General features: G+C 58.6%; 21 protein-coding genes, 3 tRNA genes and 1 pseudogene. 22 read left to right on the top strand and 3 right to left on the bottom strand.

The genetic code is table 11. From position 1 onward, the window contains the following. The first annotated feature begins 234 nt into the window (after positions 1–234). The 7 genes from glpD (at position 235) to ACTG20_RS14760 (ending at position 7,609) form a co-directional block, all read left to right on the top strand. Positions 235–1,722, top strand: coding sequence for a glycerol-3-phosphate dehydrogenase (gene glpD / locus ACTG20_RS14790; protein WP_194496672.1), 1,488 nt, complete (start codon positions 235–237; stop codon positions 1,720–1,722). Positions 1,723–1,828: 106 nt separating this feature from the next. Next, positions 1,829–2,917: a glycerophosphodiester phosphodiesterase gene (glpQ, locus tag ACTG20_RS14785; RefSeq protein WP_005337531.1), complete on the top strand. Its 1,089-nt coding sequence runs from the start codon at positions 1,829–1,831 to the stop codon at positions 2,915–2,917. A gap of 218 nt (positions 2,918–3,135) precedes the next feature. Continuing rightward, a complete protein-coding gene (gene eco / locus ACTG20_RS14780; protein ID WP_005337529.1) occupies positions 3,136–3,618 on the top strand; it encodes a serine protease inhibitor ecotin in 483 nt (160 codons plus the stop codon). Positions 3,619–3,916: 298 nt separating this feature from the next. Beyond that, positions 3,917–4,288: a DUF413 domain-containing protein gene (locus ACTG20_RS14775; protein ID WP_005350885.1), complete on the top strand. Its 372-nt coding sequence runs from the start codon at positions 3,917–3,919 to the stop codon at positions 4,286–4,288. After that, positions 4,288–5,160: an HTH-type transcriptional regulator HdfR gene (hdfR, locus tag ACTG20_RS14770; RefSeq protein ID WP_005337525.1), complete on the top strand. Its 873-nt coding sequence runs from the start codon at positions 4,288–4,290 to the stop codon at positions 5,158–5,160. The genes ACTG20_RS14775 and hdfR overlap by 1 nt, the downstream gene beginning before the upstream one ends. A gap of 171 nt (positions 5,161–5,331) precedes the next feature. Next, the gene (locus tag ACTG20_RS14765) at positions 5,332–6,273 is read left to right on the top strand and encodes a hypothetical protein (RefSeq protein WP_194496671.1); all 942 of its coding nucleotides are present in this window, start codon (positions 5,332–5,334) and stop codon (positions 6,271–6,273) included. Positions 6,274–6,418: 145 nt separating this feature from the next. Continuing rightward, positions 6,419–7,609 carry an amino acid aminotransferase gene (locus ACTG20_RS14760; RefSeq protein ID WP_194496670.1) on the top strand — a complete coding sequence of 397 codons (1,191 nt, stop codon included), beginning with the start codon at positions 6,419–6,421 and terminating at the stop codon, positions 7,607–7,609. A gap of 116 nt (positions 7,610–7,725) precedes the next feature. Here ACTG20_RS14760 and ACTG20_RS14755 read toward each other — a convergent pair whose 3' ends face one another. Both ACTG20_RS14755 and ACTG20_RS14750 read right to left on the bottom strand, forming a co-directional pair. Further along, positions 7,726–8,229: a DUF2062 domain-containing protein gene (locus ACTG20_RS14755; RefSeq protein WP_069526675.1), complete on the bottom strand. Its 504-nt coding sequence runs from the start codon at positions 8,227–8,229 to the stop codon at positions 7,726–7,728. Further along, positions 8,223–8,741, bottom strand: a complete 519-nt coding sequence (locus ACTG20_RS14750; protein ID WP_005350890.1) for a DUF2062 domain-containing protein — start codon at positions 8,739–8,741, stop codon at positions 8,223–8,225. Before ACTG20_RS14750 ends, ACTG20_RS14755 begins: the two co-directional genes overlap by 7 nt. A 27-nt stretch (positions 8,742–8,768) precedes the next feature. Here ACTG20_RS14750 and ACTG20_RS14745 point away from each other — a divergent pair, with 27 nt between their 5' ends. The 12 genes from ACTG20_RS14745 to ACTG20_RS14690 all read left to right on the top strand — a co-directional run bounded on the left by ACTG20_RS14745 (position 8,769) and on the right by ACTG20_RS14690 (position 20,452). Next, positions 8,769–10,970, top strand: coding sequence for a DNA internalization-related competence protein ComEC/Rec2 (locus ACTG20_RS14745; protein ID WP_194496669.1), 2,202 nt, complete (start codon positions 8,769–8,771; stop codon positions 10,968–10,970). Between the two features lie 104 nt (positions 10,971–11,074). Beyond that, complete coding sequence (msbA, locus tag ACTG20_RS14740) at positions 11,075–12,838, top strand: lipid A ABC transporter ATP-binding protein/permease MsbA (RefSeq protein WP_194496668.1); 1,764 nt, start codon at positions 11,075–11,077, stop codon at positions 12,836–12,838. Then, positions 12,838–13,833 (top strand): tetraacyldisaccharide 4'-kinase, encoded by a 996-nt coding sequence (gene lpxK / locus ACTG20_RS14735; RefSeq protein ID WP_194496667.1) that lies wholly within the window; start codon positions 12,838–12,840, stop codon positions 13,831–13,833. The genes msbA and lpxK overlap by 1 nt, the downstream gene beginning before the upstream one ends. 123 nt (positions 13,834–13,956) lie before the next feature. Continuing rightward, positions 13,957–14,145 (top strand): Trm112 family protein, encoded by a 189-nt coding sequence (locus ACTG20_RS14730; protein WP_005347033.1) that lies wholly within the window; start codon positions 13,957–13,959, stop codon positions 14,143–14,145. Further along, positions 14,142–14,891 carry a 3-deoxy-manno-octulosonate cytidylyltransferase gene (gene kdsB / locus ACTG20_RS14725; protein WP_150388870.1) on the top strand — a complete coding sequence of 250 codons (750 nt, stop codon included), beginning with the start codon at positions 14,142–14,144 and terminating at the stop codon, positions 14,889–14,891. Before ACTG20_RS14730 ends, kdsB begins: the two co-directional genes overlap by 4 nt. A gap of 212 nt (positions 14,892–15,103) precedes the next feature. Continuing rightward, complete coding sequence (uvrY, locus tag ACTG20_RS14720) at positions 15,104–15,748, top strand: UvrY/SirA/GacA family response regulator transcription factor (RefSeq protein ID WP_005337448.1); 645 nt, start codon at positions 15,104–15,106, stop codon at positions 15,746–15,748. Positions 15,749–15,875: 127 nt separating this feature from the next. Beyond that, a complete protein-coding gene (gene uvrC / locus ACTG20_RS14715; protein WP_139494024.1) occupies positions 15,876–17,729 on the top strand; it encodes an excinuclease ABC subunit UvrC in 1,854 nt (617 codons plus the stop codon). A gap of 199 nt (positions 17,730–17,928) precedes the next feature. Continuing rightward, positions 17,929–18,483 carry a CDP-diacylglycerol--glycerol-3-phosphate 3-phosphatidyltransferase gene (gene pgsA, locus ACTG20_RS14710; RefSeq protein WP_031227442.1) on the top strand — a complete coding sequence of 185 codons (555 nt, stop codon included), beginning with the start codon at positions 17,929–17,931 and terminating at the stop codon, positions 18,481–18,483. Between the two features lie 181 nt (positions 18,484–18,664). After that, a tRNA-Gly gene (locus tag ACTG20_RS14705) sits at positions 18,665–18,740 on the top strand. A 35-nt stretch (positions 18,741–18,775) separates the two neighbouring features. Continuing rightward, positions 18,776–18,849 (top strand) — tRNA-Cys (locus ACTG20_RS14700). Positions 18,850–18,890: 41 nt separating this feature from the next. Continuing rightward, positions 18,891–18,977 (top strand) — tRNA-Leu (locus tag ACTG20_RS14695). Positions 18,978–19,138: 161 nt separating this feature from the next. Then, a complete protein-coding gene (locus ACTG20_RS14690; protein WP_005350905.1) occupies positions 19,139–20,452 on the top strand; it encodes a tyrosine-type recombinase/integrase in 1,314 nt (437 codons plus the stop codon). 154 nt (positions 20,453–20,606) lie between these two features. Here the strand turns inward: ACTG20_RS14690 and ACTG20_RS14685 are convergent. Then, positions 20,607–20,960, bottom strand: a pseudogene (locus ACTG20_RS14685) (ATP-binding protein). A 143-nt stretch (positions 20,961–21,103) separates the two neighbouring features. Between ACTG20_RS14685 and ACTG20_RS14680 the strand changes: the two are divergent. Genes ACTG20_RS14680 through ACTG20_RS14670 form a run of 3 tightly spaced genes read left to right on the top strand, consistent with a single transcriptional unit; the run spans position 21,104 to position 23,941 of the window. After that, positions 21,104–21,340, top strand: coding sequence for a helix-turn-helix transcriptional regulator (locus ACTG20_RS14680; protein WP_335841142.1), 237 nt, complete (start codon positions 21,104–21,106; stop codon positions 21,338–21,340). 10 nt (positions 21,341–21,350) lie between these two features. Next, positions 21,351–21,683: a hypothetical protein gene (locus ACTG20_RS14675; RefSeq protein ID WP_429038453.1), complete on the top strand. Its 333-nt coding sequence runs from the start codon at positions 21,351–21,353 to the stop codon at positions 21,681–21,683. Then, complete coding sequence (locus tag ACTG20_RS14670) at positions 21,680–23,941, top strand: DUF5906 domain-containing protein (protein WP_216948841.1); 2,262 nt, start codon at positions 21,680–21,682, stop codon at positions 23,939–23,941. The genes ACTG20_RS14675 and ACTG20_RS14670 overlap by 4 nt, the downstream gene beginning before the upstream one ends. Positions 23,942–24,613 lie beyond the last annotated feature (672 nt).

Below are 24,613 nucleotides of genomic sequence, written 5' to 3'. Positions count from 1 at the left end.
ACCCCTTTATAGGTATTGCAAAAACCACTATTCAATCTGGTTTTTTTGGCTATTAACCCGCCGATTTTGGCCCGACGCCATTTGCTCCGCTGACCTGTCCCCTTTGCCACCTCTGGCGGGATGTGGCGATCACACTTTCATCATAAAATGTTCGTTTGTTGTATTTTCATGTTCTAAAATGAGCGAAATCAAACATTGCTGTTATAGCAATCATAAAAATGAAAGTAGGTGAACATGAGCGAACATTATGATCTGGTCGTCGTCGGTGGCGGCATCAACGGGGTCGGCATCGCAGCCGATGCGGCAGGACGGGGTCTGAAGGTTGCCCTGTTTGAGGCGCAAGATCTCGCCTCTGCCACCTCGTCCAACTCCAGCAAGCTGATCCACGGCGGTTTGCGCTATCTCGAGCATTACGAATTCCGGCTGGTGAAAGAGGCGTTGGCGGAGCGTGAGGTGCTGCTCGGTATGGCGCCTCACATCGCCCGTCCCATGCGTTTTCGCCTGCCGCACCGTCCACACCTGCGTCCGGCCTGTATGATCCGCGCCGGTCTGTTCCTCTATGACAATCTGGCCAAGCGCGACAAGCTCAAGGGGAGCTGTGGTGTACGCTTCCTGCCGCAAGATGGCTTGACCGCAGGGATCAATAAGGGGTTTGAATACTCGGATGCCTGGGTCGACGATGCCCGGCTGGTTGTGCTCAACGCCATGATGGCCCGTGACAAGGGGGCCGATGTGCAGACCCGCACTCGCTGCATCAAGGCGGTGCGCGGATCCAAACACTGGACGCTCACTTTGGAGCGGGAAGGGGGCGAGCAGTTCACCGTCACCTGTCGTGGTCTGGTCAATGCCGCGGGCCCCTGGGTCAAGACCTTCTACGACGAGAGCCTGCACGAGAAATCCCCCCGCGGCATTCGCCTTATTAAAGGCAGCCACATGATAGTGCCGCGCATCCATGAGCGCGAAGAGGCCTATATCCTGCAAAACGAAGACAACCGCATTGTCTTCGTCATCCCTTATCAGCAGGACTACTCCCTCATCGGCACCACGGATGTGGAGCACCACGGCAGTCCGCGGGAAGCGAAGATCAGCGAGGCCGAAATTACCTACCTGTGCAAGGTGGTCAACGCCCACTTCACTCGCCAAATTGCGCCGAAAGATGTGATCTGGACCTATGCCGGGGTGCGCCCGCTCTGTGATGACGAGTCAGATTCACCGCAGGCGGTGACCCGTGACTACACCCTCGAACTTTCTGGCGAGTCTGACGGTGCGCCGCTCTTGTCGGTGTTTGGCGGCAAGCTCACCACCTATCGCAAGCTGGCGCAGGCCGCCTGCAACAAGCTCAAGCCCTGGTTTAGCCAGATGGGGGATGACTGGACTGCGACCAGCCGGCTGCCCGGCGGCGAGTTTGACTGCTCGGTACGCGAGCTGGCCCGCGCCTTTGCGCTGGAGTTTGACTGGCTCGATGATCGCAGCGCCCTGCGCATTGCCGAAGCTTATGGCGCCCATGCCCGTCTCTGGCTGAAAGAGGATCGCGGCATTCACTTCGGTGGTGGCCTCTACGAGTCGGAAGTGCGTTATCTCATCGAGCGGGAGTGGGCCTGTTCACTGGACGATATCCTCTGGCGCCGCAGCAAGCTGGGGCTGCGCCTGAACGATTCAGAGCAGCAGATGCTGAAGATCTGGCTTGACCAATACCATCAGGCTCTGCGCAAGGCGAGCTGATGCGTGACGGTGGGCAGTGCGCTGCTGCCCACCGCTTTCCACCGTAAATATGCAACAAACCTCTGATAGAACAATTACCTACACACAATAATAAAGAGCATCACATATGAAAAAACTCGCCGTTTCCCTCATCGCCTTGAGCCTTGGGGCATCCCTCTCATTACCCGTGTTGGCTGCCGATGAGGGCAAGGTAGTGATAGCCCACCGTGGCGCTTCCGGCTACCTGCCCGAGCATACCCTGGAGTCCAAGGCGCTGGCCTATGGCATGGGGGCTGACTATCTGGAGCAGGATCTGGTGATGACCAAAGATGACCAGCTGGTGGTGATGCACGATCACTTCCTCGATGGCATCACCGATGTGGCGGCGCGCTTCCCCGGCCGTGCCCGTCCGGACGGCCGTTATTATGTGGTGGATTTCACCCTGGACGAGGTGCGCTCCCTGCGTATGACCGAGCCGTTCCAGCTGGTGGATGGCAAGCAGGTGCCGGTCTATCCGGCCCGCTTCCCGCTTTGGAAGTCAGACTTCAAGATCCACACCTTCCAGGAGGAGATCGAGATGATCCAGGGGCTCAACAAGAGCACCGGCAAGAACATCGGGATCTATCCGGAGATCAAAGCGCCCTGGCTGTTCCGTCACGAAGGCAAGGATATCTCCAAGGCGGTGCTGAAGGTGCTCAAGGAGTACGGCTATACCGGGAAGGATGACAAGGTCTATCTGCAGTGCTTCGATGCCGATGAACTCAAGCGCATCAACAGCGAACTGATGCCCGCCATGGGTATGGATCTGAAACTGGTGCAGCTGATGGCCGAGACCGACTGGAACGAGACCATGGTCTACGACGCCAAGGGCAAGGCGACCCCCTACAACTATGACTGGATGTTCAAGCCGGGGGCGATGAAAACCATCGCCAGCTATGCCGAAGGGATTGGCCCGTGGAAGCCGATGATCGTCACCGAGCCTGGCACTTTGGGCAAGCCGGTCTTCACCGGCATGGTAAAAGAAGCCCATGCGGCGGGCCTGAAAGTTCACCCCTATACCTTCCGTCAGGATGAGGGGCAGATCCCGGCCTATGCCAAGGACTTCACCGACCTCCTTAACATCTTCCTCTATCAGGCCGATGTGGACGGGGTGTTCAGCGACTTCCCCGACAAGGCGGTTGCCGTCATCAAGGCCCATCAAGAGGCGGCTAAATAGCACTCTGGCGCCATTTGAATGCAAAGCGAGGCCAATTGGCCTCGCTTTTTGTTTCAGGTTCCCGTAACGGGAGTGTGCGCCCTGTCAGAAAATAGCCAGATCACGTCATGGTGTGCCGGATCTGCATCATTTTACGCAGTTTTTACGTAGCAGATCGCTGGCATGAAATCGGCAGAGCGGTTAGTCTAGCGGCGTTGAACCAACCCCATGAGGTACAGATGAAAACCGTATTGCGTTTTAGCCTGCTGGGCGCCTTGTTGCTGGGTGGCCATGCCTTCGCCGCCGAGCCGAAAAAATTTGATATCAGCATGTTCCCAGCCGCTGACGTGAATCAGGAACGTGTGGTGATCCGCCTGCCTGAAGTCGAGAAAGAAGCCGACATGATGGTCGAGCTGCAGGTCGGCAAAAAGATGATGGTTGATTGCAACGTACCGCGTTTTGCAGGCAACCTGGAACAGCACAGCGTCAAAGGCTGGGGCTACAACTACCTGAAACTGGGCAAAGTCTCCGACCCCATCAGCACCCTGATGATGTGCCCGGATAACCAGCAGAAAGAGACCTTCGTCCAGATCTACGGTCAGGGCTTCTTCGTGAACTACAACTCAAAACTGCCGTTCGTGATCTACGTGCCGCAGGAGTATGAAGTGCGCTACCGTCTGTGGCGTGCCGACAACCTGGCCCAACCGGCCATGATTGAGTAAGCATGTTTGAACCAAAGGTTCAGCTGGTTCACCTGATGTGATAAATAAAGCGCCGTATGGCGCTTTATTTTTGCCTGCGAAGTCCCAAAAGTGACGTGCAAATTGGCTGCACGTTTACATAAGTTTATTATTTATCAACGTTTTTTGTGTGTTATGCCACAAAATCGGCGTCAGCGATGGGGCAAAGTGACTTCGATAAAAGATATTTATTAACATAGTGAGAAAATTGATTTTGCACTCGGCGATGGCCTGATGATACTTGCCCGCAAAGGTCAAACTAACCAGAAAAAAGAGCACTATGAGCTTCGAATCAGACAAGCGTTTCAACGACTTCAAACATTTTCCCCGTGGCCTGCGTCGCAGTGGCGAATTCACTGTGGCCGAAGCGGACAGTCTGGAAAAGTATGGTACCGCCATGCTGGCACTCTACCAGGGCAACCTTGCACCCCGTGACGATGTCGAGTCCGCCTTCGTCGAGCAGGTCAAATCCGGCGAAGCCGGTGCCAATCCCCATGCCAAGGTGTGGTTCAAGTACCTTAAGGTGATCGGTCCCAAGCGCGTTCATCGCCTCTGCACCGTCGTTGGCGGCGCCAGCGAAGAGAGCAGCGGTGGCGGCAGCTTTGATGTCGGTGGTGGCAGCGGCGGTGGCAGTGACGAGTCCATCGATTAATGGATACCGAGCTGCTTCGGACCTTTATCGAGGTGAGCAAGACCCGGCATTTTGGCCGGGCTGCTGAAAATCTCTACCTGACCCAGTCGGCGGTGAGTTTCCGGATCCGCCAGCTAGAGCAGCAACTGGGTGTCAGTCTGTTTGCCCGTCATCGCAACAACATCCGCCTGACCGCCTCCGGTGAGCGTCTGCTGCCCTACGCAGACGCCATCTTGCACACCCTTGGTCGCGCCAAGCAGGATGTGGCGCTCTCGCCAGGATTCAGCCAGCAGTTGGCTATCGGCGCGCCAGCGGTGTTCTGGGAGCTCGATTTCAACGACTGGCTCAATCACATCTATGCGCTGGCGCCCGGTTTGGCGGTACGGCTGGAAACAGCCTCCCGCGAGCATCTCTGCCGCCAGTTGCTGGAGCGCTCCCTCGATCTGGCCCTGCTCTCCGAGCCCACCAAGATCGACGAGATTGCCCTGCATCCCATCGGTGAGCTGGTGTTCGAGCTGGTGAGCCGGGATCCGGCCGCCAATGCCGACAACCTGATGCAGATGCCGCACATCCACCTCGACTGGGGCACCAGCTTCGAGCCGCAACCCAGCCGCTTGCAGAGCCTGCAAAAGACCCCAGTGCTGCACTCCAGCTCCGCCAGCATGGCGTTGCAGTTCGTGCTTGCCAACGGTGGTGCTGCCTACCTGCCACGGCGCATGGTCAGCCCCTTCCTCGAGAAGGGGGCGCTCCATCTGGTGGAGGGGGGCCAACCGCTGAGCCGTCCGCTCTATCTCGCCTATCTGGAGAAATCCGATCGCCGGGAGCTGATCGATCAGCTGTTGACCCTGCCACTGGGTTGGCACGACGCCGAACTGCGCCTTAACGTCGAATAAGCGTCGAGTGTTATGCAAGGAAGAGCCCACCCCACGGTGGGCTCTTCTGTTTGGGGAAAATTGCAGGGAGCGAAGTCACGTAATTGGCGCGGGAGGCTTGGCGTCATCGGTCTGTAACGGTACCTTTTCAGGCTGTTTATCCGATTGAGCACTGACAGGGATGGATTGTAATTGATCGACTTTAGTCACCCCGAATGGCGGGCACTGGCGCAGCAGTTGCTGAGCCACTCACCTGTGGTGATCCGTGGCCGCCAGTGGCAACCGCTGGTGGGCCTGCTCAAGGATAACCAGCTGCTGCTCGCCCACGGCAGCCACAGCTATGAGCTCACCCCGGCCGGACGGCGCTATCTTACCCGCGAGCTGATGCTGGCCGAGATTGCCACCGCGCCCCCCGAGCCCGAGGAGTGGTTGCATGCTCAGGGCTGGCAATTGGGGGAGCAGGTCAACGAACGGGTGCTGGCGGCGCTCTATCGCAAGAGCGAAGTGAACTTCACCCCCAACGAGCAGATCGATTTCGAGGACAAGGGGATCCGGCTCTGTGCCGATCAGCTGTTGCGCTTGCGCGCCGCCCAGCCGTTCAGCCTCTTTTTCAGCGGCGGTACCCTGATCGACGCAGCCCCCTGGTTGCAGGCGCTGGGGGAGGTGGCCCTACCCGAGCGCACTCTGGCGGGTCTTGGCAAGATCCTGTGGGGGGAGGGGAGTATCGAGCGGGTGATCACCACAGATAGCGTCGGCGCCTTTGCCGAGATGCCTCTTGAACCCGGTACCTTGCTGGTGTGGGCTCCCCCATCGGCTCCTCTAGCCTTGCAGCAGGTGGTGGCCGCCTTGCCCCCCAATGTGTTGTGGAGTCATCTCACCGCCCTCGACCCTGCAGGGGTGGATCGGCTGCAGGCGCTGGCCCAGCGCTTGGGCCGTCCGGCCAGCTGGTGGTTGCCCCGTGATCTGGCCCCCATCCTCAGTGCGTATGCCCAACCTTTGACTGAGGCCCGGCCCTGGGAACCGAGCCGGATCCCCAAGCCATTGTTAGCAGTTTGTAGCGGTTTGGTTGAGTCCAATGGTGGCTTGTCGGCCGAGGTGTGTGCGCTGGCGCCAGCGTGGCATGCCGTTGGTTGAAATTGGCCTGAAAGCGAGCCAAAAAGCGGTTTTCCCCCATTGAACGCGGTGATATAAAGAGTTGACGAAGCGCTCGCCAGATGAGCGCTTTTGTTTATCAAGCCGCTTTGCCACCCAACGAACTCAACGGAATACAGGGAATACCATGTTTGAAAAGGTTGTTGCCGCCCCAGCGGATCCGATCCTGGGCCTGACCGAAGCCTTCCGCGCTGACTCTCGCAGCCACAAGATCAATCTGGGCGTAGGGATCTACAAGGACGAGTCCGGTGCCACCCCCATTCTTCACTGCGTCAAGAAAGCCGAGCAGAAGCTGCTGACCGACGAGAAGACCAAGAACTATCTCGGTATTGAAGGCAATATCGAATATGGCCGCCTCGTGCAGCAACTGCTGTTCGGGCAGCACTCTGCGCTGGTTGCCAGTGGCCGCGCCAAGACCGCGCAAGCGCCGGGCGGTACCGGTGCCCTGCGTATCGCGGCCGAATTCGTGGTGCGCAACGGTCTGGCCAAGACCATCTGGATCTCCGATCCCACCTGGGCCAACCACGTCAGCGTATTCCAGGCCGCCGGTCTGACCGTCAAGTGGTACAAGTACTACGACGCCGCCACCAAGGGGCTCGACTTTGCCGCCATGCAGGCTTCGCTGGCCGAAGTGCAGCCGGGTGAGCTGGTGCTGCTGCACGGCTGCTGCCACAACCCGACCGGTATCGACCCCACTAGCGATCAGTGGCGCGCGCTGGCCAAGCAGAGTGCTGCTGCCGGCTGGTTGCCGCTGTTTGACTTCGCCTATCAGGGCTTTGCCCGTGGTATTGAAGAGGATGCCGAAGGTCTGCGCATCTTCGCCGAGTGCCATGACGAGTTGCTGGTGGCTAGCTCCTTCTCCAAGAACTTTGGCCTCTATAACGAGCGGGTCGGTGCCTTCACGCTGGTCAGCGCAACCAAAGAGATCGCCGATGTGGCCTTCACCCAGGTCAAGACCGTCATTCGTGCCAACTACTCCAACCCGCCGTCACACGGCGCCGCTGTGGTCACCGCCGTGGTGAGCGATCCGGCTCTCTATGCCGAGTGGGTCGAAGAAGTGGCTGCCATGCGGGTGCGTATTCGCGAGATGCGCGAATTGCTGGTAGAGAAGCTGGCTGCCCTCGGCGTGAGCCAGGATTTCAGCTTTATCCGCGAGCAGAACGGCATGTTCTCCTTCTCCGGTCTCTCCAAGGATCAGGTGGATCGCCTCAAGAGCGAATTTGCCATCTACATCGTTGGCTCAGGCCGGATCAGCGTAGCCGGTATTACCCGCGCCAATATCGATCCCCTGTGCGAGGCGATCGCCAAGGTGCTGTAATCGCACTGCCTTGTGCTCTGGCACTATGCGGCACTATGCCATGAAAAAGCCCGTCACCTTGGTGACGGGCTTTTTTGATCGCCAACGGCTGATCGCCAAACAAGGGTAAGGGCGGCTCAGTGGTGGCGGGCACCCTGCCACAGCTTGCGCAGTTGCAACAGCAGCGCGGTCAGGGCGCCGCCGCTCAGGGCGGTGAGTACCGCCAGCAGCAGGCTGCCGAGCAGGAAGGGAGGCACCAGGGTCGCAGCCTCCTGCTCCAGCCAGTGGAGGGTCCAGCTGAGGTGGAAAGGCTCCGGCGTCTTGTGCAGCACCAGACAGCCGGTGCGATAGGCGTAGAGATACATGAATGGCAGGGTCAGCGGATTGTTGAACCAGACCGCCAGCAGCGCCAGCGGCAGGTTGAGGCTGAATGCCAGCGCCAGACCGACTGCGATGAGCGAGTGCATCGGGATGGGGAACCAGCAGGCGAAGATCCCGGCCGCTACCGCGCCGCTCAGGGCGCGGGTGCCCCCTTGCCAGAGTGCTGGGGCAAGTAGTCGTTCACCAAACAGGGCAAACCACTTCTGCTGGCGCAGGGTATCGGGATCGAGTTTGAAGCGGGCAAACCAGCGACTCAGCATGGGCGGGCCATCTTGCGTTTTTGCCACTGGCGCACCGTGCTGATCCGCCAGAAGGTGCGGATCAGGGTGTAGCCGATAAGGGAACTGAGCAGGGCCAGGATCAGCGAGCCCAGCAACAGCGGCGGTGCCACTGTGCCGAGTACCGAGACCAGCCACTCCCAGGTGAACTCAATCTCTATCTGCTGCGCTGAATGCCCCAGCAGCTGGCAACCCACCAGATAGGCACCATAGAGCAGGGGCGGCATGGTAAAGGGGTTGGAGAGCCAGACCAGCGCCACCGAGAGCGGCAGATTGACCCGGCACAGGATGGCGCCACCGGCAGCCAGCAGCATCTGGCAGGGGAGCGGCACCCAGGCCATGAAGAGGCCCACCGCAAATGCCCCGGCAGCCGAGCGGCGGTTGAGGTGCCAGAGGTTGGCATCGAGCAGCAGTTTGCCGAACAGCCGCAGGTGCTTGTGTTCTTTCAGGGTTTGCTGATCGGGCATCCAGCGTTTAATGAGTCGTTTGGGCATATTGAAACCTTGCTAAATACTTGCTCCATGGATCTGCGTCTGTTGTCGTTTGCCCTGGGGGCAAGCTCCTCACTGCTCTGGCCATGGTTACCTTCACTCGCATGGGGGGGCCTGTTGCTGTCCCTGCTGATCCCCCTTGCATATTGCCGTGCCTGGCGGTGGCTGTTTCTTCTGCTCGGCATCCTCTGGATGCAGGCCAATCTTGCCTATAGGCTGGCCTGGCTGGAGCGGTTGGGCGATCAGACGAGCCACATGATAACCGCACAGATGCAAAGTGCAGAGCCCGAGGGGGATAAATTTGTCCGGCTGCTGCTGCGGGTGAGCACCCTCGACGAGCAACCGGTGACACCTGAGCCCCTGATCCGGGTCAATGCCTATCAGGCATTACCCGCCATGACAGTGGGCAGCCGGATCACCCTGGTGACCTCGTTGAAACCGGCTCACGGTCTGGCCAACGAGGCGGGGCTGGATGGGCGGCGTCTGCTGCTGGGCAAGGGGATCACCGCCACCGGCAATTTGCGCCGGGTGATCGACATTCAACAGGCACCTGCGGGTTGGCGTGAACGCTGGTTGGGGGCTGCGACCGAGAGTTGGCGTCCGCTTGACTATGCCCCCTTGCTGGCGGCGCTCACTTTTGGCGAGCAGAGCGGTATCACGGATGCCCAGTGGGAGCTGTTTCGCGGCAGCGGCCTGACCCATATCATCGCCATCTCAGGGCAACACATCGCGCTGGTGGCGGTGCTCGGGTGGTGGCTGGGCAGGTTGTTTTGCCTGCGTGGCGCCATCATCACCTCCCTGCTGTTTGCCGCCGTCTACAGCGCGTTGGCCGGGTTTGCTGTGGCCACCGAGCGGGCCCTGATCATGGTGCTGGTGTGGAGCGTGTTGCGCTGGAGTCGGCGAGAGTGGCCGGCCTGGCGCATCTGGCTGTGGGCCTTTGTGGTATTGACCCTCTGGGATCCCTTCGCCCTCTATTCGGCCGGCTTCTGGCTCTCGTTTCTGGCGGTGGCCATCTTGCTGCTGGTGGGATATGTCCACGACAAGCCGGGGCTCTGGCAGATCCAGCTCTGGCTGCTACTCGGTCTGCTGCCGTTGCAACTGGCGTTGTTCGAGGGGATCGCGCCCCTTGCCATGGTGATCAACCTGTTGGCGGTGCCGCTCTTTTGTATCGCCATCATCCCGCTGGCCCTGATCGGTGTGCTGCTGGCGCCGCTCTCCACCTCGCTTGCCTACGGCCTGTTCTGGCTGGCGGATCTGGGGCTCGGGTGGGTGCTGACCATCCTGAATTGGCTGGCAGACCAACTGCAACTGTGGTGGCCACTGCCCGGTTGGTGGCTGCCACTCTGCACCCTGCTGTTGCTGCTCTGGTTCGCCGCGCAGTGGCGCTCGGCACGCTGGCTCTGGCTACCGGGTCTGTGTGCGCTGTTGCTGGCGCTCTGGCCAACGCCTGCCCGCTGGCAACTGCGGGTGCTGGATGTGGGACAGGGGCTGGCGGTGCTGATCAGCAAGGGGGAGCGAGCCATCCTCTATGACACCGGCGATCGCTATCCCGGAGGCTACAACATGGCGGACGCGGTGATCCTGCCCCAGCTGAGCCATCTGGGGATCCGGGTGATTGATCGCCTCATCATTAGCCACAAGGATCGGGACCATGCCGGCAATCGCAAGCGACTGCTCAGCGCCATGCCGGTGCGCTACGAGCTCTCCTCTTACCCTTTTAGTGAGAGAACGACGCTCTGCCAGCGTGGGCAACAGTGGCGTTGGCAGGGGCTCTCGTTTGCAGTGCTCTGGCCAGAACATCCCGGTGGCGGGCGCAATAACGATGGCTGCGTGGTGCGCATCAGCGATGGGCAGCGCAGCGTGCTGCTGAGCGCCGATATCGAGCGGCAGGCCGAGCAACGGCTGGTAGCGCTGGAGGGAGAGGGGTTGGCCAGCACCTTGCTGGTGAGCCCCCATCATGGCAGTCGCACCTCTTCCACACCCCCGTTTGTCGCGGCGGTAGCGGCGCAGGAGGTGATCCACAGCGCCGGCTTTATGAATCAGTGGGGCTTTCCCCGTCCCGATGTGGTGGCCCGCTATCGGGATGCCCGCCAGTGGATCACTGGTCAGCAAGGGGCGATGCTGGTCGAACCCACCGCAGCGGGCTTGAGCGTCACTGCCGAGCGAGATCTGGGCCCCTGGTACCGACGCAGTGGCGAGTGGTGGCGACCGCGAGTGTGGTTTGAGCAATAATCGGCCATTTCTGCCGTGGAGGAATGCGATATAGGTGGCGGCGCTTGGTGTAAGCCTGCGCTTTGGCTAGAATAGCCCGTCATTTCCATTACTAACGGCTATTCATGCAACAAGAAACCTCACAAGAGAGCTGGCCAGTATTCAAACGCCTGCTCGGTTATGTCCGTGATCGCAAGCTGGGCCTGGTCGGTGGCATCATCGGGATGCTGGGCTATGCCGCCGTGGATACCACCTTTGTCTACTCCATCAAGCCGCTGATCGATCAGGGCATCAATGGCAACGACAGCACCGTTTTGAAATGGATGCCTTTCTTCGTCCTCGGCATCGTGGCCCTGCGCGGTGTCGCCAACTTTCTCTCCAACTACTGCATGGCCTGGGTTGGCAACCACGTCGTGATGCGTCTGCAACAGCAGGTGTTCAATCACATGGTGGCGATGCCGATGAGCTTCTTTGACCGTCAGAACACCGGTCATCTGCTCTCCAAGGTGACCTATGACGCCAGTCAGGTATCCTCGGCGGCGAGCACCACGCTGGTGACCTTGGTGCGGGAAGGGGCGACCGTGGTCGGCCTGCTCGGCCTGATGTTCTGGCACTCCTGGCAGTTGTCGGTGATCTTTTTGGTGGTTGGCCCGCTGGTGGGGGTCATCATCGGCCTTATCAGCCGTCGTTTCCGCCAGATCAGCCGTCACATCCAGCAGGCGGTAGGGGATATCACCACCTCCACCGAGCAGATGCTCAAAGGGCACAAAGAGGTGCTGATGTTTGGTGGCCAGAAAGTGGAAGAGAAGCGCTTCTTCCAGGTCAGCAACAACATGCGCCAGCAGACCATGAAAATGGTCGCCGCCGATGCCATCGGCAGTCCAGTGGTGCAGATGGTGGCCTCCATCGCGCTGGCGGCCTTCCTCTACGTCGCGACCATTGACAGCGTCAAATCAACTCTGACTGCCGGTACGTTTACCGTCATGATCACCTCCATGATGATGCTGCTCAAGCCGCTGAAAAGCCTGACCGACGTCAACAACCAGTTCCAGCGCGCCATCACCGCCTGCCACAGCCTGTTTGGCCTGCTCGACAGCGAGCCGGAGCAGGATACCGGCACCCGCACTTTGGAGCGCGCCCGTGGCGAGATCGAGTTTCGCAACGTCACCTTTACCTACCCGACCAAGGACACCCCGGCGCTGCACAACGTCAGCTTCAAGGTGGAGGCGGGTAAATCGGTGGCGCTGGTGGGCCGTTCCGGCTCTGGCAAGAGTACCATTGCCAGCCTGTTGACCCGCTTCTACGACATCGATCAGGGCGAGATCCTGCTGGACGGCATCAACATCCGCGAATACAAGTTGAGCGAGCTGCGCAAGCAGTACGCGCTGGTCTCCCAGCATGTTCACCTGTTCAATGACTCGGTGGCCAACAACATCGCCTACGCCGCAGAAGACAAATACAGCCGCGACCAGATCGTGCAGGCCGCCCGTATCGCTCATGCCGACGAGTTCGTCAGCAAGATGAGCAACGGGTATGACACTGTGGTTGGCGAGAACGGTGCATCCCTTTCCGGCGGTCAGCGCCAGCGTGTTGCCATTGCGCGCGCCCTGCTGCGCGATGCGCCGGTTCTGCTGCTGGATGAGGCCACCTCGGCCCTCGATACCGAGTCCGAGCGCCACATTCAGGCGGCTATCGACGAGCTTTGCAAGGCGCGTACCTCGCTGGTGATCGCCCACCGCCTCTCCACCATTGAGAAGGCGGACGAGATCCTGGTGATCGACGAAGGCCATATCGTCGAGCGTGGCAACCACGCAGCACTGATGGAACAGCGCGGTACCTATGCCCAGCTGCGCGCCATTCAGTTTGGCAATGCAGGAAACAAGGCCTGATGCTGGAACGGCTCTGGTATCGCAAAAGTGGCTGGCGCTGGTTGCTGGCCCCTTTTGCCCTGCTGTTTGCCATCATCAGCGGCACCCGCCGCTACGCCTATCGCCACGGCTGGCGCAAGGGGTATCGCTCTTCCTTGCCGGTGATCGTAGTGGGCAATATCTCGGTGGGCGGCAACGGCAAGACCCCGGTTGTGGTCTGGCTGGTGGAGCAGTTGCAGGCACGAGGCTATCGCCCCGGGGTGGTGAGCCGTGGTTATGGCGGCAAGGCGCCCCATTATCCCTATCGGCTCGATGCCGCCAGCACCACGGCGCAGGCCGGTGATGAACCGGTACTGATTGCCCGGCGCTGCTGCTGCCCCGTGGTGGTTGCCCCGAAACGGGCCGACGCGGTACGACTGCTGGAGCAGAGTGGTGAGGTGGATATCATCATCACCGACGACGGCCTGCAGCACTATGCGCTGGCCCGCGACATCGAGCTGGTGGTAGTGGATGGTGCCCGTCGTTTCGGCAACGCCTGCCTGCTGCCCATGGGGCCTCTGCGCGAGCCGGTCACTCGCCTCAAACGGGTAGACGCCATCATCTGCAACGGCGGCGAGCCGGGCAAGGGAGAGTACCCCATGCAACTGGTCGCCGATACCCCGCGCCGGGTGCGCGACGATGCCCCGCTGGCCACGCCGCTGGCCGATCCGGTTGATGCGCTGGCTGGGATTGGTCATCCGCCCCGCTTCTTTGCCACCCTGGAAGGGCTCGGCTATCAGCTGGATCAGCAGGCCGCCTACGGCGATCACCACCCCTTTGATCGGGATGAGCTGGTGGGCCGCTTTGCCAGCAAGCCGCTGCTGATGACCGAAAAGGATGCGGTCAAGTGCCGCGCGTTTGCCCTCGATAACTGGTGGTATCTGCCGGTCAGCGCCGAGTTGCCTGCCTCTCTGCTCGATGCCCTGCTGCACAAGCTGGGGGCGAAGGCAAAGGGCGCGACCAAGGCACAAGATTAATCTCTCTCGCCTGAATGTGGGAGAAGTGGACCAATAGCGGTCCCGCATGGAATAGCTAGTTGCTCGACATCCATCGCTGGCGTGATGAAGCCGCCAGCGCGACATCGTTGAAGGAGTATCGTTTTGGCTTTGGACATCAAGTTGCTCGACATCATCGCCTGCCCGGTCTGCAAGGGTAAGCTGCACTACAACAAAGCAGTTCATGAGCTGGTCTGCCGCTTTGACAAGCTGGCCTATCCGCTGGAGGAGGGGATCCCGGTGCTGCTGGAGAACCGTGCCCGTCCGCTCAACAGCGATGAGCTGCCGTCATGAGTTTCGTCGTCGTCATTCCTGCCCGCTATGCGTCAACCCGTTTGCCGGGCAAGCCGCTGGCGGATATCCATGGCAAGCCCATGGTGCAGCATGTGGTGGAAAAAGCCCTGCAATCCGGTGCCGATCGGGTGATCGTTGCCACCGATGACGAGCGGGTACAGCAGGCACTGCAGAGCACCGGCGTAGAGGTGTGCATGACCTCACCGGATCACCAGTCCGGCACCGAGCGTCTGGCCGAGGTGTGCCGTCACTACGGCTTTGCCGCCGATACTATCATCGTCAATGTGCAGGGGGATGAGCCGCTCATTCCGCCCACCATCATTCGTCAGGTAGCGGATAATCTGGCCGCCGCCACGGCGCCGATGGCGACCCTGTCTGTGCCGATCAAGGATGCCGAAGAGGCGTTCAATCCGAACGCAGTGAAAGTGGTGACTGACAAGGATGGCTATGCCCTCTACTTCAGTCGCGCCAGCATTCCCTGGGATCGGGATCGCTTTGCCAAGAGCCATGAGCAGATTGGTGACCACTACCAGCGTCATATCGGTATCTACGCCTATCGCGCCGGCTTTATCCAGCGTTACGTAGACTGGGCACCGAGCGTGCTGGAGCAGGTCGAGGCACTGGAGCAACTGCGGGTGCTCTGGTACGGGGAGAAGATCCACGTCGCCCAGGCCCTTGAAGCGCCGCCGGTCGGGGTGGATACCCAGGCCGATCTGGAGAAGGTGCGGGCCTTTTTGGCCAAGTGATGGCCACAGCACTAACGTCATGAAAAACGGTGTCGCAAGGCACCGTTTTTTGTTTTGAAAATTTATATAATTATTTGATTTTAAACGCTAAACATGGGTTTTCTCAAACTTTTGGCGTGCATGGTTTGCCAAAGCGACGAGTTTGGTTATGATGCAAGACGCCCTGTTAACCCTAACCGGGCGGCTAAAACGAGATAAAACGGGGTGTTTGGGTGATAAATGTATTCCTGGTCGATGATCATGAGCTGGTGCGTACAGGGATAAGACGCATTCTTGAAGATGTGCGCGGGATCAAGGTGGTGGGTGAGGCACAGAGCGGCGAGACCGCAGTTACGTTCTGTCGCCAACACCATCCGGACGTGATCCTGATGGACATGAACATGCCGGGTATTGGTGGTCTGGAAGCGACCCGCAAAATTCTGCGGATCCGTCCCGATGTGCGCATCATAGTGCTGACCATTCATTCAGAAAATCCGTTCCCCACCAAGGTGATGCAGGCCGGCGCCGCCGGTTACCTGACCAAGGGGGCCGCTCCTGACGAGATGATCCAGGCGATCCGGTTGGTGCACTCCGGTCAGCGCTACATCTCCCCGGAGATTGCCCAGCAGATGGCCCTCAGCCAGTTTGCCTCCGCTGACGAGAATCCCTTCAAGTCCCTTTCCGAGCGCGAGCTGCAGATCATGATGATGATCACCAAGGGGCAGAAGGTGACCGATATCTCCGAGCAGCTCAACCTGAGCCCGAAGACGGTCAACAGCTACCGCTATCGGCTGTTCAGCAAGCTGGGGATCAACGGTGACGTGGAACTGACCCATCTGGCCATTCGCTATGGCATGCTGGATGCCGATACCCTCTAATCGGGTGGCGTGTGGTCTCAAAGGCGGCGAGTGCCGCCTTTTTGCTTTTTTGCCCCTTTGCTTTTCGGGCGGAGGGGGCAGTATGCTCTGCCCGTCAATTTTTGCCTTTGTGTGAGCCGAGTAGCTGATGACCCTCTCTCCCGAACCACTCTTCGACAGCAAGGCGTTTCTGAGCGCCGTCACCCATCAGAGCGGCGTCTACCGCATGTATGACAGCGGTGGCACCGTGATCTATGTGGGCAAGGCCAAGGATCTGAAAAAGCGGCTCGCCTCCTACTTTCGTACCAACGTCGACAGCATCAAGACCCGCACCCTGGTGCGACAGATCGCCGATATCCAGGTCACCGTCACCCACACCGAGACCGAGGCGCTGATCCTCGAGCACAATCTCATCAAGCAGTACCAGCCTCGCTATAACGTGCTGCTGCGGGACGACAAATCCTACCCCTGGATCATCATCACCGCGCACCAGCATCCGCGTATCGGCGTCCATCGCGGCGCCCGCAAGATAAAAGGAGAGTACTTCGGCCCGTACCCCTCTGGCGGCGCGGTGCGTGAGAGTTTGCATCTGATGCAGAAGATTTTTCCGGTGCGCCAGTGCGAGGATGCGGTCTATGCCAACCGCACCCGTCCCTGTCTGCTCTATCAGCTCAAGCGTTGCGCTGGCCCTTGCGTACCCGGGTTGGTGAGCGAGGCCGAATATGCCCAGCAGGTGGAGCTTGCCAAGTTGTTTCTGGCGGGCAAGAACCAGCAGGTGATTGGCGAGCTGGTGGGCAAGATGGAGTCTGCCAGCGGCGATCTGCGCTTTGAAGAGGCGGCCCGCTATCGGGATCAGATCCTGGCGCTGCGTCGGGTCACCGAGCAGCAGTCGGTGAGCGGCAACGTGCTGGACGAGCTGGATGTGGTGGGGGTCGCCTTCCAGCAAGGCGCTGCTTGCATCCACGTGCTCTTTATCCGTCAGGGCAAGGTGCTGGGTTCGCGCAGCTACTTCCCGAAAGTGCCGGCTGACACCCCGCTTGACGAGGTGGTGCAATCCTTCCTGCTGCAGTTCTATCTGTCGGGGCAGGGGGGGCGGCAGATCCCGAGCGAGGTGCTGCTCGATGTGGCGTTGGAGGACGAAAGCGTCATCGCCGAGACCCTGAGCCAGACCGCAGGCTATAAGGTGCGGGTGGTAAGCCGTACCCGCGCCGAGCGGGCCCGCTTTATCAAGCTCGCCTCCATCAATGCCGAGACGGCGCTGCGCTCGCGGCTGGCTCACAAGAGCACCATCACCGCTCGCTACGATCAGCTGGAAGAGCTGCTGGAGCTGGAGCGCCCTATCGCCCGCATGGAGTGTTTCGATATCTCCCACACCATGGGGGAGCGCACGGTGGCCTCTTGCGTGGTGTTCAACCGGGAGGGGCCGCTCTCATCGGAATATCGTCGTTTCAACATCGATGGCATCACCGGCGGTGATGACTACGCGGCGATGGAGCAGGCGCTGGAGCGCCGCTTTGGCAAGCAGCAGGAGCCGGACAAGGTGCCTGATGTGCTGTTTATTGACGGTGGCCTCGGCCAGTTGCGCCGCGCCGAAGAGATCCTGGCCCGTCAGCTGGAGTTTCTCGGCGGCAAATATCCGCTGCTGGTGGGGATTGCCAAGGGGGTCACCCGCAAGGCGGGGTTGGAAACTCTCATTATGGGGGAAAGTCACGAAGAGTTGCATTTGCCGGCAGATATGCCCGCTTTGCACCTTATTCAGCATATTCGCGATGAATCCCACCGTTTTGCCATTACCGGCCACCGGGCCAGACGGGCCAAGGCCCGCACCAGCAGCAGTCTGGAGGATATTCCGGGGGTGGGGCCAAAGCGGCGGCAGGCACTGCTCAAATATCTGGGCGGCCTGCAGGAGGTCAAAAAGGCGAGCGTGGATGAACTGGCCAAGGTACCCGGCATCAGTCAGGAGCTGGCCCAGACCATCCACGATGGCTTGCACAGCGCCTGAGCAGGATTTGCGGCATGGCAAAATCGCTAACTCCTTGATGCACAAGAGCCGTGACGCGGGGGGGCCGTAAATGCCATAATGGCCCTCGCATTTTGAGAAGATTGATGGATTAAAAAGACCAAGACGGGCGCCAGTGCGGTTGCATCGCAAATCGGCTTTGGCGCACTATGTAGCGACGTACAAGAAGTGGCTGAAAATAATGACAAACATACCTAACCTGTTGACGTTTTTCCGGATTTTGCTCATTCCCGTCTTCGTCATCCTGTTCTATCTGCCTTATCAATGGTCCTATCTGGCTGCCGCCATCATCTTTATTCTGGCCGCTGCCACCGACTGGTTTGATGGCTATCTGGCTCGCAAGCTCAATCAGTCCACCGCCTTTGGCGCCTTCCTTGACCCCGTTGCCGACAAGATCATGGTTGCCGCCGCACTGGTGGTTATCGTCGAACACTACAACACCATCTGGGTGACCATCCCCGCCATGACCATGATTGGCCGCGAGATCATCATCTCCGCCCTGCGTGAGTGGATGGCCGAGCTCGGCAAACGCTCCTCGGTGGCGGTCAGCTGGATTGGCAAGTGGAAGACCATGATCCAGATGGTGTCGCTCACCGGTCTGATTTGGCAATACAACGTCTGGATGGTGTGGCTCGCCTATGTGATGCTCTATGTCGCCACCGTGCTCACCTTCTGGTCGATGTTCCAGTACATGAAGGCCGCCTGGGGCGATTTGACCCACCACGCCAACCTGTGAGTCACCCGCGCTGCAAGGTGAGGTTTCCGCTGATTTGAGGCAGGAAACGGCCAAAGGCGCTAAAACCGTTCAAAAAGGGCAAAAAATGCCCGAACGATCAGGTAATTAAATATTTCTGGTTGACTGGGCGAGGAACATCGCTAGAATGCGTCCTCGTAGTCAGGCAGTCAGCCAGACCAATGCGGGAATAGCTCAGTTGGTAGAGCACGACCTTGCCAAGGTCGGGGTCGCGAGTTCGAGTCTCGTTTCCCGCTCCAAATTCAGACAATTGAGATCCAACTCTCTTTTGCATGGCGCGTTAGCAAAGCGGTTATGCAGCGGATTGCAAATCCGTTTAGTCCGGTTCGACTCCGGAACGTGCCTCCATATTGACAAGCCCGCCACGCGAGCTTGATACCGATTGCGGTGCCCGAGTGGTGAAATCGGTAGACACAAGGGATTTAAAATCCCTCGACGTTCGCGTCGTGCCGGTTCGATTCCGGCCTCGGGCACCATTAATACTTCCAAAGTATTCCGAAAAAGTTCAAAAAACCCAGTGAATTCAACGTCTCTGGGTTTTTTTACGTCCAGAACATTCCGAGTCATTCCTAACACATCCGCTATAAATTGGTATACGCTTAGGTATACATCGATTCGATAAAGGAGTCGTATACCAATGCCGCGAACCACCAGACCCTTGTCTGATACCGAGTGTCGCAATGCCCGCCCGCGAGAAAAAGACTATTCCCTGTTCGATGGGAATGGCTTGCACTTATTGGTCAAAAAGAACGGTACCCGTTCGTGGCGCTTCAAGTTCACTAAGCCTGATGGTAAGGCCGGGCTGATGGCGTTTGGTGATTACCCCATCCTGTCGTTGACGGAGGCCCGTGCCAAACACGCTGCCGCACGAAATTTGTTGGCCAAGGGTATTGACCCTGTCGTCCATAAGCAGCAGGTGCGTAACGACATTACCCGCAAACAAGTGAATAGTTTTGAGGCTGTTGCCCGTGAATGGCATGCAAATAATGCTGGCAAGTGGTCCTCCGATCACGCTTCACGCATCTTGACCCGGCTTGAAAAAGACGTGTTTCCATTGATTGGCCATTGCCCCGTTGCCGAACTCAAGACTCGTGACCTGCTTGTTCCACTGCGTAAGATAGAGCAGCGAAATGCGCTTGATTTGGCAGGACGAGTGCGGCAACACATCAATGGCATAATGAGTTATGCAATGCGAACTGATTTGATTGAGGCCAATCCTGCCGCTGATTTGACGGGGGCGTTGTCGGTTCGCAAAGTCCAGCATCATCCCGCGCTGCCGCTGCAGGATATTCCCGAGCTGGTGCGTCGTCTCGATAGTTATTCGGGACGTCTGCTGACCAAGATGGCGGTGAAATTCACCTTGTTAACCTTTGTCCGTTCGAGTGAATTGCGCTTCATGCGCTGGGATGAGCTCGATATCGAGCGAGCAATCTGGACGATCCCGGCGTCCCGCGATCCCATTGAAGGGGTTAAACATTCACATCGTGGTGCCAAGATGCGAGAACCGCACTTTGTGCCGTTGTCACGCCAGGCACTGGCCATCATTGAGGCGATCCGCCCTTTGACCGGGCGTTTTGATCTGGTATTTGCCGGTGACCATGATGTATCAAAACCCATGAGTGAAAACACCGTGAATAGTGCCTTGCGCCGCCTGGGTTATGACACCAAGGTGGAGGTATGCGGTCATGGCTTCCGGGCGATGGCCTGCAGCGCGTTGCTTGAATCAGGCCAATGGAGTGCGGATGCCATTGAACGGCAGATGAGCCATAAGGAGCGTAACGGTGTGCGGGCGGCTTACATTCATCGGGCCGAATTTATCACCCAGCGGCAACAGATGGTGCAATGGTGGGCTGACTGGCTGGACTGTTGCAAGCATCACTATGTGCCACCCCATGAATTTACCGGGTTGGAGAGCAATGTAATTCACTTGCCAAACAGTCTGTCTGTATAGACGGATCGGGTTGTCAATCAGCATCGAAAAATGACCAGGGATCAGCGTCCAACATTGACCAGGGTTAGCTGGCTGATTTCATCCTCTGTTTGAAGCGATAGGCGTCGTTGCCTGTCTCGATAAACTCACATGATCCTATCCAGCATCACCGTTGTCATCTTCTCCACTTGCTGAAGGCCAGGTTGGAGGTCAGGAGCGGGCTGGTGCGCTTGCGCAGCTTGCTGATCAGGTGAAACAGCAGAGCGCCTCCGCTTTCGGCAAACGGCAGTTAGCCCAGTTCGTCCAGGATCACCGCATCGACATTGACCAACCGGGTGGCAAGCTGCCCGGCTTTGCCTGCCGCCTTCTCCTGCTCCAGTTGGTTGACTAGATCCACCACTGTGTAGAAACGCACTCGCTTGCCCCAGCCACCAGCATTGCGTCCCATAGAGATGGTCCAGTGGGTTTTACCCGTCCCGGTTCTGCCGACCAACAGCCGATTGCGCTGCTGTTCCAGGAAGTCATCCACACCTACTCGCCATTTAATTTCCCTTGTCAAGTGCGTTTCTGAAGGGGTTCACCCCTGTAGGGCTAGGGATTTGTTGCGAGATGATAAAAATAAGGAGCCATGCTGGTGCATTTCGTTCCAGTGCATGACAGGGAATAACTAACATGGCTAAAGAAAGCAAACCCACTCTGACCATTATTCGCCGTAATGAGGTTGAAGCCCGCACCGGGCTGTCCCGCTCTACCATCTACGCCAAAATGCGTCCCAATCCGAAGTACCCCAATGTTTATGACCCGACCTTTCCCAAACCGGTGTCCATCGGCGCAAAAGCCGTTGGTTGGATTGAAGAGGAGTTGGAAGCATGGCTCATCGCCCAGATCCAGAAGCGCCGCGAGGCGTAAGGAGGCGAGGATGACAGTCACCAATTACGCAAAAAAGAGCCGCCATGGTACGGCGGCCTCTTCGATCTATCAGTTTGAGCGGGGTCTGATTGTGGAATCTGACCCCGAGATCGTAGCACCTGCACGCTCGCTGGCAAGCAAAAGCCTGTGCCGCGCAAAGTCGGGGATAATTAGCAGGGATGCTATTTGTGGCCAGTTCGCCCTGTATGGTGCTTCCCCTAGCACCAACAGCGCGCGTATCGAGGAAATGCACCGCCTTCAGGAAGCCTATGAGAACGATGACGGCGTGTCACTGTTCGATCACAAGCGTGCCATGCTGCGCGTGGTAGGGGGTACGGTATGAACGCAACCCTGCAAGCCAAGGCTGCAAATATCGAGGCCAACGGCCACGCTGTCATTCCGTATCAGGACAACGGCAACCCGAAACCCTATGGCAATGAGCAGCGCTACCCGTCCTCCATGGTGCGTGAGGATGACACCCTGTTTGGTGTTCGCTTGGATGAAATGGTCCTGCTGGACCTGGACGGTAACAAGGTACCCGAGGCGCCGCACCCCAGGGATCTGCTGGCGATGCTCGGATTGCCCAATCAGACGCTCCCGATCCAGTACCGGATGCTCACCGACACCCTGCCTGACGGTTCGTATCACTGGCTGTTCCGCTTGCCAGCTGGGGTAGACCTTGCCAGCTTGAAGCAGAGCGTCAACAACGCGAATGGACTGGCCGGCGTAGATGTAAAGACCGGCAATCAGCTGATCTACATCAAAGCCGGTAAGGTGCTGCGCGGCGATACCATCCCCCAACTGGCCGCTCTGCCGGAGGCTCCTGCCATCTTGTTGGGGTGGATCACCAAGCCCAAACATGAGCCAAAGGTGATTGCCCCCATGGTCAGCTCCGCAGAGACCAGCCGCTATGGCGAGAGAGCGTTGACGAGTGCCTGTGAGGCGATTGTCAGCGCGCCGATGGGGAGCCGGAACGAGACGCTCAACCGGGAGGCGCTGGGGGTGGCGCAACTGGTCGCTGGTGGAGAGATCTGCCACGCCGACGCTGAGCGTCAGTTGTTTGCTGCTGGCATGGCGTCTGGCCAATCGGTACAGGAGGTCAAGGCGACTATTGCCAGTGCGCACCAGAAGGGGATACAGGAGCCACGCCAAGCCCCGCCTAAAAGTAAGCTGTTGGCCGATAAGAAGGGCAGCCAAAAAACAGGTTCTCTGCTGGCGGCTAATGTTGTTTCTCTGCGCCCTGAGCAGGACGACGCGGCGCTGATGCTGGATCAGATGAGTGCCTGCCAGCGCGGGGAGGCACTGGTTTCTAGTCTGGGAACCCTGGCCATCAATGTCGACACGAGCCAGGTGTACCGTTACACCGGCAGCCTGTGGGAGTCGATGCCGGATGCGGTGCTTGCGCGCTGTATGACGGCAATGTTTAAGCAGCAAGGCGCCAAACACAGTGCCCGGATAATCAACACTGCTGTGGATACCATGAAACTGGGCCTTGATGAGATACCGCGTCCGGCGCTCAACCTGATTGGTTTTGCCAATGGGGTCTATGACTTAGTGCTCCGCGCGTTTCGCCCGCATTCCCTCGTCGATGGTTTGCTGACTCACAACGGGATCGAGTACAGCGAGCCGCTGGTGGGGGAAACCCTGGCGCATTGTGCCCCCCACTTCATGAAGTGGCTGAGCTACGCAACCGACAATGATGCGGCCAAGATGGATCGCATTAACGCGGCGCTGTTCATGGTGCTGGCGAATCGCTACGACTGGCAGTTGTTCCTGGAGGTGACGGGGGAAGGCGGCAGTGGCAAATCGGTCATGGCAGGTCTGTGCGAGCTGCTGGTTGGCCAAGAAAACGTGGGCAGTAGCTCGATGAAACTGCTCGAGAGCAACTTTGGTCTGGAGAATGTCTGGGACAAACGCCTGATCTTGTTGCCGGACCAACCTTCGTACGTTGGCGATGGCCACGTGCTCAAGGCGATCACTGGTGGCGATAAAGTATCGGTCAACCCTAAAGGTAAGGCTATTTTCAGCACTCGGATCCCAGCTGTGTTGCTGGCCACCAACAACGTGCCGATGGTGTTTAACGAGCGCAACGGGGGGATCGCTCGTCGCCGGGTGATCTTCCACTTCGGACGAGTGGTGGCATCGGCTGATCGGGATGGGGCGCTTGGCGACAAGATTGCCGCTGAGTTACCGGTGATCATTCGCCATCTGCTGACCCGGTTTGCCGACCCTGACCTGGCCAAGCGTCTGCTGGAGGAGCAACGGGATGGTGCTGATGCACTGGCGGTGAAACGCGAGGCTGACCACGTACTCGACTTTTGCGCCACCTTGGCGTTTCTGGCTGAGCCGCAAGGGTTCTGTATGGGGGGAAATGTCGCCGTGATGAAGGAGCCGAGAAAATTCCTGTATCACCTCTACCTGGCTTATCTGGAGTACCACGGCTTGAACCGCCCACTCTCGCTTAATTCATTCAGCAAAGCCGTTAAACAGGCTGCAAAGGAGCTGGGCGCGGAGTACAAGACGCGCAAGACCAATGGCCAAACTCAAACCAATGTTGCACTCACCGAACTGGCAGAGGAGTACCTTCCGCGGGCCCTGTAGGCCTATATGGCTTAATGAGGCCAAACGGCGGTGACAAGAAGGCTCCTTGCGGGGCCTTTTTTTCTAACTTGAGGGGAGGGGGGCATACCCTATTTCATAGTCACTGAGTCACTTTACTGTGTGAATGTCTGGTCCTGCCCGGGTTGGGATGCAGTGACCAACATTGATTCATGGTCACTGTTTGTCACTGGGTCACTGCCCTGATGCTTCTTGATGGATGACAGATGGGAGATGACGCAATGAGTGGATGGATCAGTGAGAGCAGTGCCCAAAAGAGTGATGTGAGTGACTCCCAGAGACCATGAAAAATCACGGTCACTTGCTGCTAGCCCAATGATTGCGGGATGTTTATCAAAACAGTGACCAAGTGACTATCACAGACAACTTTTTGCCACACACAGCTGCGTTTGCACTGACGGGACTCCCCCTGTAGGGCTGGATACCTACTTGCCTCCTCGTAAATACTGGTCGCCTATGATCTATTCCCCTATGCATTCAACAGATTCCCCAGACTGGCACGGTATCGAACTCGCGTACTGTGCTGGCCGCCAGAGTGTGCGCCAGATAGCGATAGATTACGGCATTTCACATACCGCCATTAACAAGCGTGCCAAGACTCACAAATGGTCAAGAATCACAACACCCGTTAACGCTACCTCATCTTCAGGTATA

It is taken from the genome of Aeromonas sp. 84A (assembly GCF_051919345.1).
GTDB lineage: Bacteria > Pseudomonadota > Gammaproteobacteria > Enterobacterales > Aeromonadaceae > Aeromonas > Aeromonas veronii.
The sequence above is the reverse complement of the archived record's forward strand: the minus strand, read 5'-3'. Positions and strand labels throughout refer to the sequence as shown.

Bases quoted from the DNA above. Each gene is read 5' to 3' on its own strand.
- glpD (WP_194496672.1), top strand. From the start codon at position 235: ATGAGCGAACATTATGATCTGGTCGTCGTCGGTGGCGGCATCAACGGG.
- glpQ (WP_005337531.1), top strand. From the start codon at position 1,829: ATGAAAAAACTCGCCGTTTCCCTCATCGCCTTGAGCCTTGGGGCATCC.
- eco (WP_005337529.1), top strand. From the start codon at position 3,136: ATGAAAACCGTATTGCGTTTTAGCCTGCTGGGCGCCTTGTTGCTGGGT.
- ACTG20_RS14775 (WP_005350885.1), top strand. From the start codon at position 3,917: ATGAGCTTCGAATCAGACAAGCGTTTCAACGACTTCAAACATTTTCCC.
- hdfR (WP_005337525.1), top strand. From the start codon at position 4,288: ATGGATACCGAGCTGCTTCGGACCTTTATCGAGGTGAGCAAGACCCGG.
- ACTG20_RS14760 (WP_194496670.1), top strand. From the start codon at position 6,419: ATGTTTGAAAAGGTTGTTGCCGCCCCAGCGGATCCGATCCTGGGCCTG.
- ACTG20_RS14755 (WP_069526675.1), bottom strand. From the start codon at position 8,229: ATGCTGAGTCGCTGGTTTGCCCGCTTCAAACTCGATCCCGATACCCTG.
- ACTG20_RS14750 (WP_005350890.1), bottom strand. From the start codon at position 8,741: ATGCCCAAACGACTCATTAAACGCTGGATGCCCGATCAGCAAACCCTG.
- ACTG20_RS14745 (WP_194496669.1), top strand. From the start codon at position 8,769: ATGGATCTGCGTCTGTTGTCGTTTGCCCTGGGGGCAAGCTCCTCACTG.
- msbA (WP_194496668.1), top strand. From the start codon at position 11,075: ATGCAACAAGAAACCTCACAAGAGAGCTGGCCAGTATTCAAACGCCTG.
- lpxK (WP_194496667.1), top strand. From the start codon at position 12,838: ATGCTGGAACGGCTCTGGTATCGCAAAAGTGGCTGGCGCTGGTTGCTG.
- kdsB (WP_150388870.1), top strand. From the start codon at position 14,142: ATGAGTTTCGTCGTCGTCATTCCTGCCCGCTATGCGTCAACCCGTTTG.
- uvrC (WP_139494024.1), top strand. From the start codon at position 15,876: ATGACCCTCTCTCCCGAACCACTCTTCGACAGCAAGGCGTTTCTGAGC.
- pgsA (WP_031227442.1), top strand. From the start codon at position 17,929: ATGACAAACATACCTAACCTGTTGACGTTTTTCCGGATTTTGCTCATT.
- ACTG20_RS14690 (WP_005350905.1), top strand. From the start codon at position 19,139: ATGCCGCGAACCACCAGACCCTTGTCTGATACCGAGTGTCGCAATGCC.
- ACTG20_RS14680 (WP_335841142.1), top strand. From the start codon at position 21,104: ATGGCTAAAGAAAGCAAACCCACTCTGACCATTATTCGCCGTAATGAG.
- ACTG20_RS14675 (WP_429038453.1), top strand. From the start codon at position 21,351: ATGACAGTCACCAATTACGCAAAAAAGAGCCGCCATGGTACGGCGGCC.
- ACTG20_RS14670 (WP_216948841.1), top strand. From the start codon at position 21,680: ATGAACGCAACCCTGCAAGCCAAGGCTGCAAATATCGAGGCCAACGGC.